Consider the following 14,136-nt stretch of genomic DNA (forward strand, 5'->3'; position numbering starts at 1 on the left):
CTCAGGCCGAGCCGTCCTGCGGGCCGGTCCCCATCTGTTCGATGATCGTGCCCGCGGCCTTGCGCAGCAGGTCGAGCGCCTGGCTGCTGCTGGGGGCCTGGACCGACGGATGCGGCAGGATGTAGGGGCAGGTGAGTGCCGCCAGCACCTTGCCGTCGGGACCGAGCAGCGGCACGGAGATGTTCTGCACGTTGGCGGTCTGCAGCGACGGCTGCAGCTCGTAGCCGCGTTCGCGAATGTCGGCGAGGCGGCGCAGGAAGTCCTCGTCCTCGAGGGACTCGTCGCTGACCGGCTCATATTCGGCCAGCATCAGCGCCCGTTCGGCTGGGGTGCAGAAGGCGAGGAGCACATGGCCCGACCCGGTGTTGGTGAGGCCGATCCGGGCGCCGATGCGAATGCCGAGGCCCCAATAGCCCGGCGCGGCGATCTGGGCGATCACCACCACGCTGCCCCGGTCGTAGACGGCAAGATGGATCGACTGCTGCGCGGCCTCGGCGAACTCGCGCATCTGCGGTGTCGCAAAGGCGACCATGCGCCGGACCGGCGGATGCAGATGCGACAGCGCGAACAGGCGCAGCGTCAACTGATAGCGATCGTCGGCACTGCGGGCCACATAGCCGCGCCGGACCAGGCGGTCGAGCATGCGATAGAACTCGTTGGGCGAGCGTCCGAGATGACGGGCGATTTCGGCCTGGGTCAATCCGCCTTCGACGGCGGCGAGGAGTTCCAGAATGTCGAGCCCCTTGTCCAGGGCAGGAGCGCGGTATTTGTCGCCCGGCGGCAGCTCGGACATGATGAAAAGCCTCGTCTTGAAGCGGACGTCTCCGCCCCGAACAGGGGAGATGATCTTGACGCCGCCTTGCGTCATACTTATGGGTGAATACACTCTTCACATATGATGATGCCTGCGCTATCGATCTCCGGCTACTGGTAATTTTGACGATGCTTATGCGATAGGTGCAGGTCGTCGCAACAGAAAAAGGCCAGTCGGTTCGCGCTTTCGACAGGATCGGCCATCGTGGTCTGGACCGATTCAACCTGGGGCTTTGAATCGGTTCCAGGCTACCGGATTGGGCGGGGCGACCTCGCCTTGGGAGGATGAACAGATGAGCGTATCGCTTGAGGGCAAGACCGCCGTGGTGACCGCCGCGGCGCAGGGAATTGGCAAGGCATCGGTGCTGGCGCTGGCCGCCGCGGGGGCAAGGGTGATCGCCACCGACATCGCGCGCGACAAGCTCGACGAGCTGAAGGGCGTCGCCGGTGTCACCACTGCCGAACTCAACGTGCTGAAGCCGGACGCCATCGCCGCCTTTGCCGCCGAACATGCGGGCAGCGTCGACATTCTCTTCAACTGCGCCGGCGTGGTGCACAACGGCTCGATCCTCGACTGCAGCGAGAGCGAATGGGCCTTCGCCTTCGATCTCAACGTCACCGCCATGATGCGCATGATCAAGGCGTTCCTGCCGGGCATGCTGGATCGCGGCGCCGGCTGCATCATCAACATGTCCTCGGTGGCCTCCTCGCTGAAGGGCGTGCCCAACCGCTTCGCCTATCAGGCTTCGAAGGCCGCCGTGCTCGGCATGACCAAGTCGATCGCCGCCGACTATGTGGGCAAGGGCATCCGCTGCAACGCCATCTGCCCCGGCACGGTGGAAAGCCCCTCGCTGCAGGAGCGCATGAAGGCGCAGGGCGACTATGAGACGGCCCGCGCCGCCTTCATCGCCCGCCAGCCCATGGGCCGCATCGGCCAGCCCGAGGAGATCGCCGAACTGGTGGTCTATCTCGCCGGCGCCAGCTACACCACCGGCCAGGCCATCGCCATCGACGGCGGCTGGACCATCTGACCGTCTGTCCATTTCACGCTTCCGGCCGCCGGCTCCGTCGATTAGGGTGAGCGGCCTTCCATTCAGGGATCTATGAGATGAAACTCCTCCGCCACGGCCCGCTCGGCCAGGAAAAGCCCGGCATCGTCGATGCTTCGGGTCAGATGCGCGACCTCTCGGGCGTGGTGCCCGACATTGCCGGCGAGGTGCTGTCGCGCGCTTCGCTCGCCCGCCTCAAGGCGATCGATCCGGCGAGCCTGCCGCTGGTGCCCAAGGACAGTCGCATCGGCGCCTGTGTTGCCGGCACGCGCAACTTCATCGCCGTCGGTCTCAACTATGCCGACCACGCCGCCGAAAGCGGCATGGCCGTGCCCAAGGAGCCGGTACTGTTCAACAAGGCGCCCAACTGCATCGTCGGCCCCAACGACACCGTGCTGATCCCGCCGGGTTCGCTCAAGACCGACTGGGAAGTGGAACTGGCCATCGTCATCGGCGAGACCGCCTGGCAGGTCGAGGAGAAGGACGCGCTGTCCCACGTGGCGGGCGCCGCGCTCTGCAACGACGTCTCCGAACGCGCCTATCAGATCGAAGGCACGGGCCAGTGGACCAAGGGCAAGGGCTGCCCCACCTTCGGACCGCTCGGCCCCTGGCTGGTGACGCTCGACGAGATCGCCGACATCCAGGCGCTCGCCATGGAGCTGGACGTCAACGGCACCCGCCGCCAGACCGGCAACACCGCCACCATGGTGTTCGGCGTTGCCCATCTCGTCTCCTACATCTCGCGCTTCATGCGCCTCGACCCGGGTGACGTGATCACCACCGGCACCCCGCCGGGCGTGGGCATGGGCTTCAAGCCGCCGGTCTATCTCAAGGATGGCGACCGCATCCGCCTGTCGATCGCCGGTCTCGGCGAGCAGAACCAGCTGGTGCGCCAGTCGTAAGACCTGGCATCCGCGGATCACAAACAAGAAAAACCCCGGGCCGAAGGGCGCCGGGGTTTTTTCGTCTTGCGCGATCAGGAGGCATGCGCCTCGACGGAAGCGCCCGCCAGCGAGCGGCTGAGATCGAAGGGTTCCAGCGGTTTGCGCAGCCAGTCGTCGAACAGGTCCGCCTCGCAGCGGGCGCGCGTCTCGGGCATCACGTCGGCGGTGAGCGCAACGATATGCGGACCGCGGCCGACCCCATGGCCGGCGATCTGCCGACGGATCTGCCGCGCCGCTTCGATGCCGTCCATCTCGGGCATGTGCAGGTCCATCAGGATGACGTCATAGAGCGCCTCGCCATTGTCGAGCGCGGTGGCGACAAGGCTGACGGCCCGGCGCCCGTCGGCGGCGACGGTGACCCGATGGCCGAGCTTTTCGAGAAGGCCGCGACCGAGCAGCAGGTTGATCTCGTTGTCGTCGCACAGCAGCACGTTGAGACTGGCGGCGGGTTCGGTGACGTCGGCCGGCAGGCTGGCCGGGGCAAGGTCGCCGGCGGCGGCAAAGCTGCTGTCCCCCACCAGCGTCTCCACCACGGCGATCAGCGAGCGCGCCCGCACCGGCTTGACCAGATAGGCCTTGTAGCCGGCGACCTGCAGCTCGCCGAGCCGCGGCCGCTCGCGCGGGTCGATCAGCACGCCTACCGGCACTTCGGACACGGAACGGATGCGTTCGATGAGCGCGATGGCGTCGCCGGCCGCCGCGTCCACCAGCACCGCGTCCGGCCGCCAGGAGCCGGAGACTTCCACCTCGATGTCCTTCTGCGTCGCCAGCGTCACGTCGGCGCCGGCATCGAACAGGCGGCGCAGCACCAGGGGACCTTCGATCAGGGCATGCGAAACCACCAGCACGCGCCGGCCGTTGAGCGGTCGATCGCCCCGTTGCGGCGGCAGGGGCGCCTCGACGGGCAGATCGGCGTCATGCTTGCGGGCAAAGCTCGCCTCCAGGAGCGCGAAGGCGGCACGGGCGCCGGTTTCTCCGATCAGATCGGAAGGATCGCCCGCCTCCGGCTCGATGATCGGTGCGGACACCGGCTGGGCCAGCCCGCCTTCGAGTGCCAGGGAGACGGTGAAGGAGAAGCAGGCGCCCGAGCCGGGCGCCGATTCCAGTTCGATGTCGCCGCCCATCAGGCGCACGAGGCGGCGGGCGATGGCAAGACCGAGACCCGTGCCGCCGAAGGCGCGCGCCGGGCCGGGGTCTGCCTGCTCGAATTCGCCGAAGATGCGCTGCTGGTCGGCCGCACCGATGCCGATGCCGGTGTCGCGCACCTGAAACAGCACGGCCACCTGCTCGTCGCCGGCAGTGCCGCCCGGCAGCACCTCGATGGCGACGCCGCCCTCGGCGGTGAACTTGATGCCGTTGCCGGCGAGATTGAACAGCACCTGCTTGATGCGCACCGGATCGGCCAGCACGGTGGCCGGCAGGCGTGGATCGATATAGGCGGCAAGCTCGATGCCCTTGGCATGCGCCCGCGGGGCCAGCAGCTCCACCAGTTCCTCGACCGTGGTCTGCAGCGACATGGGCGAAGGCTGCAGGTCGAGCCGGCCCGCCTCGATCTTGGAGAAGTCGAGGAGATCCTCGATCAGCAGCAGCAGCGCCTCGCCCGAGGTCTCGATCGCCTGGGCATAGGTCTTCTGCTCGGCCGAAAGCTGGGTCTGCCTGAGCAGGCCCGTCATGCCGAGAATGCCGTTGAGCGGCGTGCGGATCTCGTGGCTGACCATGGCGAGGAAGCGGCTCTTGGCCGCCGATGCGGCCTCCGCCTGATCGCGGGCGTCGGTCAGGGCCGCCTCGATCGCCTTGCGGTCGGTGATGTCGCGGCCGCGCGAGCGGGTACCGACGGCGACGCCACGCTCGACGATCGCCTCCTCGGACCAGGAGAACCAGCGCGGACCGTGCACGGTCTGCAACAGCATGTCGCCTTCGAGGCCGACGGTTTCCGCTTCGCCCTCCTGCGAGAAACCGAGCGCGCCGAGCCGTCGCCGCAGCAAGGTCCAGCCGTCGATGCGCTCGCGCGGCTCGCCGTCCGCCGACGCGCAATAGCGACCGGCCCGGAGGTCGGCGGCAAACACGGCAAATTCCAGCCCGACCAGCGTTTCACTGTTCTGGCCGATCAACTGGGCCAGCGCGTCATTGACGGCGACGATGCGGCCGGCGGGATCGCGGCGGATCAGCACGTCGTCGACGCCGTCGCGCGGCGCGGGACCATAGCCGGGCAGGGGCACGTTGCGCGAAAAGCGGGCCAGCGCCCTGGCTTCGCCGGACAGACGCCCCGCCACATGGGCGGTGGCGGCAAGGCCGACGGCAAAGGCAAGCGTCGCGGCGGCAGTTACCGGACCGGGCAAACCGTTCTGACCGGCGGCGAGCCAGGACAACAGGCCGAGCGCTCCGGCGCCGCCAAGCGCCAGCGCGCCGTTCTGGACGACTTGCCGGGCGCGCGCCGCGGGCCTCGCCTCGCCGGTCGATCCTGTGTGCCCGTGATCCCTGTCCACCATCGCCTGCACCTGTGCGCATTGGCGAGGGTGCAAACACCACCCCTCGCCTTCAAGCCTTCCTTGTAGCGCGGCGAGGTTGCCATAGGGTTGATGGCCCGGTGGATCGGACCCGACATTTGCATCCACCGGCTACAGCGCGGCGCGCAAAGGTCGCTTTCGCTCCAGGATCGGAACAGGCGATCAGCCGTCGGAGAGGCCGTCGGGCAGCGGGCCGTAGCCCTGCTCCTCGATCTGCTTGCGCAGGCCCTTGGGGAAGGAGAGCTCGATCATCTTTCCCTCAGGGCACTGATCGTCCGGCACCGGCTCCGAACAGGTGGAGATGCCGAAGCCATTGTCCTTCTGGTAATGCTGCATGGCCCAGTTCCAGGCGTCCGCCCCGTCCCCGATCCGGACCTTCGCGGCCACCCAGGCGGCAAGGAAGCCGTTGGAACTCCACAGGCTGTCGTCGAGCTTGGCCTGGAATTCCATGGCGGCGACATCCTGCTTGAGCCGCCCTTTGAAGGCCGGTTCGCGCGTGACGTCGACCACGTCGGTGCCCTTCAGCTTGCCGATGCGGATCGGCGCGAAGGAGCCGGCATAGGACTCGAAGGCATAGAGGAAGCTATTGTCGACCGAGATCATCTCGGCCGCCCCGTCGCCGTCAACGTCCTCATAGGTGGGGCCGCCGCCGTCGAGCTCGCCGAGGTCGACCACTTCCCAGCCGTCGCTTCCCCTGGAGGTGGCGACAAAGGTGCGGATGCAGCAATGGGCACCGCCGGTAAAGGCGTCGAAGACGATCTCCGGATAGGGGTTGGAGGTATCCAGCTCGACGATGCCGACGCTGGATTCCATGTCGCCGACATCCTGGATGTCATAGGTGAGATGGCCGATCTTCTTGCCCGCCGAGGCGATGTCCAGCGTGGCGGTCCAGTTGAACTCGTCCTTCATCGGCGACCGCTTGAAGGTGACCGAGAGGTCGCCGTCCTTGAGCGTGGTGGTCTTGCCCGGCTCGATGGTCGCCTGCGCGGGCTCCGCGACGGACGGCTGCCAGACCGTCTCCACGTAATTCTTGCCGGTGGACAGCACCGCGTCGGGTGGCAGCGCCGGCCAGCTGATGGCGTCGGCGATCGCTTTCAGATCCCCCGGCATCGGGCCGACGGTCACGGCATACCAGCCGCTTTTCGAGGACACCACACGCGCCTTGTCGCCATAGAGCTTGGCGATGCCGACGCCGGTATCGAGATCCTTGGTGCTCGCCACCGTCACCCAATGCTCGCCGTCCGGCGGGGTGAAATCCTCGGCAAGGGCGGCCTGGCTGAACAGAAGGGCGGCGAACAGGGTGAGGCGGGCAACGGGGCGCATGACGTCTCGACACTCGGTTGGATCGATGGCCGCAAAGGCCAGCGAAGAGAGGTTAGCACTACAGTTGCAATATTTGTGATGCCGGTCTGCAAGGGGCAATTTTCTGCGCTTCGGTGCTCACGTACCCCAACGTACGCTCCGCTCCGATGCTCGAAAATCACCCCTTTCGCCACGGCCTGACAAATCTGCAACTGTAGTGTTAGGCCATTCTCGTTGAAAAGGCATCTCCCCTTACGGGATCCTCGCGAGATCTTCGATCTGGGTCATCTCGTCGCGGCATTTTGGAATCGGCAATTCATGATACATTGGGAAATGTTTTCAGAACCGGACCGTAACGACCTTGATATGCCGGATATTTGGAGTCGATCATGTTGCTCAAGAAGATTTGTTGCTCCCTGGGTGCTCTTGCCGCCGCCCAATTCGTGGCGTCGGTCGCCTTTGCCGCGCCGTTCAATGACAAGCAGTCGGGTGCCATCGATTTGCCGTCGGCCACCTTCAGTTTCGTCGGCAGCGTCGACGAAGCGACGCCCGAGGTGGAGGCCCCGCTCAAGGGCCGCAGCGACATGCGCACGGTCTGGTACCGGCTGAAAAACCTGCCGGTCGGCAAGTATTTCATCGACAGCAAGACCGACAACAAGGTGGCCATCGGCGTCTGGATGGACCCGGACGGCAGCGGTGAGTGGATCAAGATCGGCGAGAGCAAGGATATTCCGGTCGTCGGCGGGAGCGGCACGGTCCTCTCGGGCCTGGCCTTTTCCAACAAGGCCAAGCCGGTTGATTTCTACATCGAAGTCGGGCGTGCGCCGCAGGCCGAGGATACGAGCAAGAGCTTCGGCATCAACATCCAGGCGCTGGCGGACGGCAACACCGCGACCGCGCTGACGACGCCCTTTGGCCGCAGCCTTGCCATCGGTGCCTATAACGACGTGCTGCCGCTCGATTCCAAGGTTCTACTCACCTCAAGCGCCCTTTATGCGGTGAATGTGGACAGCAAGGCACTGAGCCTGAAGGTCACCTCAGACAATCTCTCCGCAAGTGACGCCACGCTGCCGACCGTTGACGGCCTCGTCAAGCCGCTCAATGCTGTCCGGCTGACGCTGAAATCCAAGGGTTTTGGGCCGCATTACGGCGAAGTGGGCACCTTCCGCCATTCCTTCGCCGTCGAATTCGCCGACGGTTCGGTGTCGCGCGGCAAGGTCAACCGGTCCCTGACCATCATGCGTTTGGGGCAAAAGCAGACCGGCAAGGGCCTGGTCATCGACATCCAGCCGAGTTCGGTCGCCGGCAAGCTCGGCGAAAAGCTGGACGTTCAGCTGACACTGACCAATCCCGGCACGGCCAAGTCCGTCGGCTGCTTCCTTGGTCGCGTGGGCACGAATGTCGACTATGATCTCGTCAATCTCAATCAGATCGAAGGCATGAGCTATCAGCGCCTCGACCCGGTCACCAAGGAGCCTGTCGGCAGCGCCAACGCCATCTTCGAGCTGGCACCGGGGGCCAAGAAGCTGTTCCATGTCACCGGCCGGGTGCGTGCCGTCAGCGAGTTCGGCAAGACCATCATCACGCCCTATTGCGCCGAAGGCGTCGGCGCCGGTGACGCGCTCTACACCGACGGTCTCGTTGCCACCTATACCGGCAACCCCAAGGGAACGGCGGATGCGCAGGTGAGCTTTCCCAAGCTCCCGGCACCGCGGCTCGTCTCCGTGCCCAAGAACGGCAGCAAGCTGGTGCAGGTCGTGGTCAAGAACACCGGCGCAACGCGCAAGCTGACCCTGTTCGGCACCAACGGCCTCCTGGTTTCCGATCCTGCCATGGCCAACAAGACGAGTTTCTGCGAGGCCAACGGCTCCACCTGCAAGGGCACGCCTTCGACCACGCTGAGCCTCACCTTTCCGGCGGGCGGCTCCAAGACCTTCTATGTGAAGATCAGCAACACCGGCGGGACGATCACCGATCCGCTGAAGGGCATCCTCAACGTCAACGTCAAGGACGGCTCCTATATCGCCGGTTCCGCCAGCCTGCAGACCAAGAGCCCCTGATCCGAAGGAGGCGCCGCTACCGCTTGCCGCGGCGGTAGCGGATGGTCTCGAAGCGCATGGAGAGCGAATCGACCAGCAGCAGGCGCCCGATCAAGGGCTCGCCGATGCCGCAGATCAGCTTGATCACCTCCATGGCCTGCATGGAGCCGAGAATGCCCGGCAGGGCGCCGATGACGCCGGTCTCGGCGCAGGAGGGCACGAGGCCCTGCGGCGGCGGTTCGGGGAAGAGGTCACGATAGCCGGGCAGCGGGTTGCCGGCCTCATCCTTCAGATGCGGCGTCAGTGTGGTGAGCGAGCCGTCGAAGGCGCCGATGGCAGCGGTGACCAGCGGTCGGCCCACTGTCTCGCAGGTGTCGGCGAGCAGATAGCGGGTCTTGAAATTGTCCGAGCCGTCGACGGCGATGTCATAGGCGGCGACGAGATCGGCGGCATTGTCTTGCGTGAAGCGCACCTGATGGGCCTCGATCTCCACATGCGGATTGATGTGGCCGACCGCTTCGGTCGCGCTCGCCACCTTGGGCTTGCCGATGTTTTCGGTGGCGTGGATCACCTGCCGCTGCAGGTTGGACAGCGAGACGATGTCGTCGTCGACAAGGCCGAGCGTGCCGACGCCGGCCGCGGCAAGATACTGGATCACCGGCGCGCCGAGGCCGCCGGCACCGATCACCAGAACCCTGGCCGCCTTGAGCTTCTGCTGACCGGGACCGCCCACCTCGCGCAGCACGATGTGGCGGGCAAAACGGGCAATCTCGGCTTCAGATAACGTGGTCATCGTGGGTGTGGGTCCGGCGTAGGGCGCTTGCCGATCAGGTTCAACCTGATCGGCGGGTGCTCCAGGGATAAGCTGATGCCAGCCTATTACAAGATATAGCGGCTGAGATCAGTGTTCTTTGCAAGTTCGCCAAGGGCGGCCCGCACGGCCGCAGCGTCAATGGTCACCGTCTCGCCGGAGCGATCGGGGGCGGTGAAGGAGATGTCGTCGAGAATGCGTTCGAGCACCGTCTGCAGACGGCGCGCGCCGATATTCTCGACGGTGGCATTCACATGCACGGCGATCTCGGCGATGGCGTCGACGGCGTCGTCGGTGAAGGCGAGCGTCAGGCCCTCGGTGGCCATCAGCGCCACATATTGCTTGATGAGGCTCGCCTCCGGTTCGGTGAGGATGCGGCGGAAGTCGTCGCGATCGAGCGGCCTCAGTTCGACGCGGATCGGCAGGCGGCCCTGCAGCTCCGGCAACAGGTCGGAGGGCTTGGCCACATGGAAGGCGCCCGAGGCGATGAACAGGATATGGTCGGTCTTCACCGAACCGTATTTGGTCGCCACCGTGGTGCCTTCGATCAGCGGCAACAGGTCGCGCTGCACGCCCTCGCGCGACACCGAGCCGTCACGACCGTCGCGGGCACAGATCTTGTCGATCTCGTCGAGGAAGACGATGCCGTTGTTCTCGACGGCGCGGATCGCCTCGGCGACGATCTCTTCCTGGTTCAGAAGCTTGTCTGCTTCTTCCTGCACCAGGATGTCGTGGCTCGCCTTGACGGTGACGCGGCGGGTCTTCTTCTGGCCGCCCATCATCTTCGACATGACGTCGGAGAGATTGAGGATGCCCATCTGCCCGCCGGGCATGCCGGGAATGTCCATGGTGGGCATGGACGCGTTGCCCGAGGCGGCGGACACCTCGATCTCGATTTCCTTGTCGTCGAGCTGACCGTCGCGCAGCTTCTTGCGGAAGGAGTCGCGCGTCGCCGGGCTGGCGGAGGCGCCGACGAGGGCGTCGAGCACCCGTTCCTCGGCCTGCACATGCGCCTTGGCTTCCACGCCCTTGCGCTTGGCGGCGCGGGTGAGGCTGATGCCGATCTCGAGGAGATCGCGCACGATCTGTTCCACGTCGCGGCCCACATAGCCCACTTCGGTGAACTTGGTGGCCTCGACCTTCAGGAAGGGCGCGTTGGCGAGCCGGGCGAGGCGGCGCGAGATCTCGGTCTTGCCGACGCCGGTCGGGCCGATCATCAGGATATTCTTGGGCAGAACCTCTTCGCGCAGACTGTCGTCGAGCTGCAGGCGGCGCCAGCGGTTGCGCAGCGCGATGGCCACCGCGCGCTTGGCGTCCTTCTGGCCGACGATATAGCGGTCGAGTTCGGAGACGATCTCACGGGGCGAAAAATCGGTCATGGTCTTGGATCCGTCAGGGAGAATGGGGGGTGGAAGCCGGCGGCGCGCTCAGGCGCTGGCCGTCAGGCTCTCGACCACGACATTTTCATTGGTGTAGACGCAGATGTCGGCCGCGATCTTCATGGCCTTGCGGGCGATGGTCTCGGCGTCGAAATCGGTCTCCATCAGCGCGCGCGCGGCGGCGAGCGCATAGGTGCCGCCCGAGCCGATGCCCATGACGCCGCCCTCGGGCTCCAGCACGTCGCCCGTGCCGGTGAGCACCAGCGAGGTGGTGGCGTCGGCGACGATCATCATCGCCTCCAGCCGGCGCAGATAGCGATCGGTGCGCCAGTCCTTGGCCAGTTCGACGCAGGCGCGCGTCAGCTGCCCCGGATATTGCTCCAGCTTGGCTTCCAGCCGTTCGAACAGGGTGAAGGCGTCGGCGGTGGCGCCGGCAAATCCGGCGATCACGTCGCCGCGCCCGAGCGGGCGAACCTTGCGGGCCGAATGCTTGATCACGGTCGATCCCAGGGTGACCTGGCCATCGCCGGCGACTACGACGCGGTTCCCCTTGCGCACGGTGACGATGGTGGTGCCGTACCAGGCGTTGGGATCCTTGTGTTCCATCATGAAATGATACTCCACTGGCGGAAGGAACGGGCCCGCAGCGCCCGGCCATTCCCCGTAAACACCACCCCTATGCATTCGGGGAGGACGCTCTTATGTAAGCGGACGCCCCGGCTTTGCAATGGCCGTGACCAAGAGGGACCTTGCGATGACAGTCTTCGTTTTCGGCTGCGGCTATTCGGCCAGCGCCGCCCTGCGCCACAGGAACGGGCGCGACCGGGCCTATGGCACGACGCGCAAGCCCGAGCGCTTCGCCGCCATCGCGCCGCTGGCCGAACCGCTGCTGTTCGACGGTCTGACCGCGTCGCCCCAGCTGCTGGACGCGCTGGAGACGACCACCGAACTCCTGATATCCGCCGGTCCCACCGAAGGCACCGACGGCGGCGACGTGGTGTTGAACCGCCTGGGCGACCGGCTGGCAAGGCTGCCGCAGCTCAAGTCGATCGTCTATCTCTCCACCGTCGGCGTCTATGGCGACCACGGCGGTGCCCTTGTCGACGAGACGAGCCCCTGCCGGCCGGTCAGCCGCCGATCGGTGGCAAGGCTCGCCGCCGAAGAGGCCTGGCGCCGCCTTGCCGACGCGGCCGGTGTGCCGCTGGCCGTCTTGCGCCTGTCGGGCATCTACGGCCCCGGCCGCAACGCCTTCATCAATCTCGCCGAAGGTACGGCGCGCCGGCTGGTCAAGCCCGGACAGGTGTTCAACCGCATCCACGTGGACGACATCGCCGCCGCGATTCCCGCCGCCTTCGACCGCCGGGCCGACGGCGTCTTCAACATTTCCGACGACGAGCCGGCCCCGCCGCAGGACGTGGTGGCCTATGCCGCCGCGTTGATGGGGGTAGCCCCGCCGCCGGAACAGGATTTTGCGACCGCCGAACTGTCGCCCATGGCGCGCAGCTTCTATGGCGAGAACAAGCGGGTGGCCAACGGCCGCAGCAAGGCCGACCTCGGCCTTGTCTATCGGCATCCCACCTATCGGGCCGCGCTCTCGGCCATGTGGGCGGACGGCAGCTGGAAATGAACGAGAGCCGCGCCAGGATCGTGCTGGCGCGGCTCGCAGGGTCTTGAAGATATCGATGTCAGGCGATGGCGCGCGAGGCTTCGCGCACCTTGCGGGTCGCGTCGTTGATGGCCTCGGCGGAGCGGGCGATCTCGGCCATGGAGCGGGCGATGGTGTCGACGCCCTGGGCGGCCGTCTGCATGTTGCCCGACATGTTCTGCGTCACCGACGACTGCTCTTCCACGGCCGTGGCGATCGACGAGGAGATCTCGTTGATCTTGGCGATGGTCGAGGAAATGCCCTCGATGGCGGTCACCGCTTCGTTGGTGGTCACCTGCACCGCGGAGATCTGCGAACCGATCTCGTCGGTGGCCTTGGAGGTCTGGGCGGCCAGCTGCTTGACTTCCTGCGCCACGACCGCAAAGCCCTTGCCCATCTCGCCGGCACGCGCCGCTTCGATGGTGGCGTTCAGCGCCAGCAGGTTGGTCTGGCCGGCGATATTGTTGATGAGCTCGACCACCTGACCGATCTTCTGCGCGGCGGCGGCGAGGCCGGAGATCACCTTGTTGGTGGATTCCGCCTGACGCACGGCGTCTTCGGAAATGCTGAGGGCGAAGGTGACCTGACGGCTGATCTCGGCGACCGAGGCCGCCAGCTCCTCCGCACCCGATGCGACCGCCTGCACGTTGATCGAGGTCTCGCCGGAGATCGTCGTTGCCGAGTCGGCCTGACTGCTGGTGCGGCCGACCATGTCGGAGATGGACCCGAGCTCGCCGTCGATGTCCTTCTGCGCCGCCATGCGGCGCTGGCGCTCGATGACCGCCGGCGTGATGTCCATGGCGAACTTCACCACCTTGAACGGCTTGCCGGACATGTCGAAGATCGGATTGTAGGTGGCCTGAATCCAGACTTCCTTGCCGCCCTTGCCGATGCGGCAATATTCATTGGTCTGATAGTGGCCGGCCCTGAGATCATCCCAGAACTTGCGATAGGCTGCGCCGTCACGCTCGCGCGCCTGCACGAACATGGAGTGATGGCGGCCCTTGATCTCGTCGAGACGATAGCCGAGCGCATTGAGGAAGTTGTCGTTGGCGTCGACCACGGATCCGTCGAGATTGAACTCGATGACCGCTTGTGCCTTGCGCATCGCAGCGATCTGGCCGGCGATCTCGGCGTCCTTGAGCTTGCGGTCGGTGACGTCGGTCGCAAACTTCACGACCTTGTAGACCTTGCCGGAGGCATTGGTGACGGGATTGTAGGTGGCCTGGATCCAGACTTCCTTGCCGCCCTTGCCGATACGCTTGAACTCGGCCGACTGATACTTGCCGGCCGCAAGATCGTGCCAGAAGGTCTTGTAGGCGTCGCCGCGCACCTCTGTGGGGTCGACGAACATGGAATGGTGCTTGCCGACGATCTCCTCGAGACGATAGCCGAGCACCTTCAGGAAATTCTCGTTGGCGGTTGCAATCTTGCCGTCGGGTTCGAACTCAATGATTGCCTGCGAACGGTCCAAGGCTTTCAAGATCGCATTGGAATCGGACGAAAACGGCCACATGTGTTATCCCCCAGAAGGTATTCGTCGGCTTTACCGGAAGCAAATTCTAGACAAACAAATACGTATTTTACCGTAGAAGAGCCCGGCTTTTGTTCGGAAACAATCATCTGTTCTTTTTGTGAATGGCCCGT

Annotated in this window: 11 protein-coding genes; 4 read left to right on the forward strand and 7 right to left on the reverse strand. The window is 65.6% G+C overall.

Annotated elements, in window-relative coordinates; genetic code table 11:
* Position 1: 1 nt before the first annotated feature.
* On the reverse strand, positions 2 to 793 hold the full coding sequence (locus tag L2I41_RS14625) for an IclR family transcriptional regulator (protein WP_237154309.1): 792 nt from the start codon (positions 791 to 793) through the stop codon (positions 2 to 4).
* A gap of 313 nt (positions 794 to 1,106) precedes the next feature.
* Here L2I41_RS14625 and L2I41_RS14630 point away from each other — a divergent pair, with 313 nt between their 5' ends.
* Together L2I41_RS14630 and L2I41_RS14635 are read left to right on the forward strand one after the other, a co-directional pair.
* Positions 1,107 to 1,844 carry an SDR family oxidoreductase gene (locus L2I41_RS14630; protein WP_237154310.1) on the forward strand — a complete coding sequence of 246 codons (738 nt, stop codon included), beginning with the start codon at positions 1,107 to 1,109 and terminating at the stop codon, positions 1,842 to 1,844.
* A 77-nt stretch (positions 1,845 to 1,921) separates the two neighbouring features.
* Complete coding sequence (locus tag L2I41_RS14635; RefSeq protein WP_237154311.1) at positions 1,922 to 2,764, forward strand: fumarylacetoacetate hydrolase family protein; 843 nt, start codon at positions 1,922 to 1,924, stop codon at positions 2,762 to 2,764.
* A 74-nt stretch (positions 2,765 to 2,838) separates the two neighbouring features.
* On the opposite strand, the gene L2I41_RS14640 is transcribed toward L2I41_RS14635, so the two are convergent.
* Both L2I41_RS14640 and L2I41_RS14645 read right to left on the reverse strand, forming a co-directional pair.
* Positions 2,839 to 5,295: an ATP-binding protein gene (locus tag L2I41_RS14640; RefSeq protein WP_237154312.1), complete on the reverse strand. Its 2,457-nt coding sequence runs from the start codon at positions 5,293 to 5,295 to the stop codon at positions 2,839 to 2,841.
* A 180-nt stretch (positions 5,296 to 5,475) separates the two neighbouring features.
* The gene (locus L2I41_RS14645) at positions 5,476 to 6,636 is read right to left on the reverse strand and encodes a hypothetical protein (RefSeq protein ID WP_237154313.1); all 1,161 of its coding nucleotides are present in this window, start codon (positions 6,634 to 6,636) and stop codon (positions 5,476 to 5,478) included.
* Positions 6,637 to 7,004: 368 nt separating this feature from the next.
* Between L2I41_RS14645 and L2I41_RS14650 the strand changes: the two genes are divergently transcribed.
* Positions 7,005 to 8,675, forward strand: coding sequence for a hypothetical protein (locus tag L2I41_RS14650; RefSeq protein ID WP_237154314.1), 1,671 nt, complete (start codon positions 7,005 to 7,007; stop codon positions 8,673 to 8,675).
* Between the two features lie 16 nt (positions 8,676 to 8,691).
* On the opposite strand, the gene L2I41_RS14655 is transcribed toward L2I41_RS14650, so the two are convergent.
* From L2I41_RS14655 to hslV, 3 genes are all read right to left on the reverse strand, one after another.
* Positions 8,692 to 9,447, reverse strand: a complete 756-nt coding sequence (locus tag L2I41_RS14655; RefSeq protein ID WP_237154315.1) for a molybdopterin-synthase adenylyltransferase MoeB — start codon at positions 9,445 to 9,447, stop codon at positions 8,692 to 8,694.
* 86 nt (positions 9,448 to 9,533) lie between these two features.
* Entirely contained in the window at positions 9,534 to 10,844 is a 1,311-nt protein-coding gene (hslU, locus tag L2I41_RS14660) for an ATP-dependent protease ATPase subunit HslU (RefSeq protein ID WP_237154316.1), read from the reverse strand.
* A gap of 48 nt (positions 10,845 to 10,892) precedes the next feature.
* Positions 10,893 to 11,450, reverse strand: coding sequence for an ATP-dependent protease subunit HslV (hslV, locus tag L2I41_RS14665; protein WP_237154397.1), 558 nt, complete (start codon positions 11,448 to 11,450; stop codon positions 10,893 to 10,895).
* Between the two features lie 148 nt (positions 11,451 to 11,598).
* Between hslV and L2I41_RS14670 the strand changes: the two genes are divergently transcribed.
* Positions 11,599 to 12,471: an SDR family oxidoreductase gene (locus L2I41_RS14670; RefSeq protein ID WP_237154317.1), complete on the forward strand. Its 873-nt coding sequence runs from the start codon at positions 11,599 to 11,601 to the stop codon at positions 12,469 to 12,471.
* Between the two features lie 58 nt (positions 12,472 to 12,529).
* Here L2I41_RS14670 and L2I41_RS14675 read toward each other — a convergent pair whose 3' ends face one another.
* Positions 12,530 to 14,005 (reverse strand): methyl-accepting chemotaxis protein, encoded by a 1,476-nt coding sequence (locus L2I41_RS14675; RefSeq protein WP_237154318.1) that lies wholly within the window; start codon positions 14,003 to 14,005, stop codon positions 12,530 to 12,532.
* Positions 14,006 to 14,136 lie beyond the last annotated feature (131 nt).

Source organism: Oryzibacter oryziterrae, from assembly GCF_021864535.1.
GTDB classification, from domain to species: Bacteria; Pseudomonadota; Alphaproteobacteria; order Rhizobiales; family Pleomorphomonadaceae; genus Pleomorphomonas; species Pleomorphomonas oryziterrae.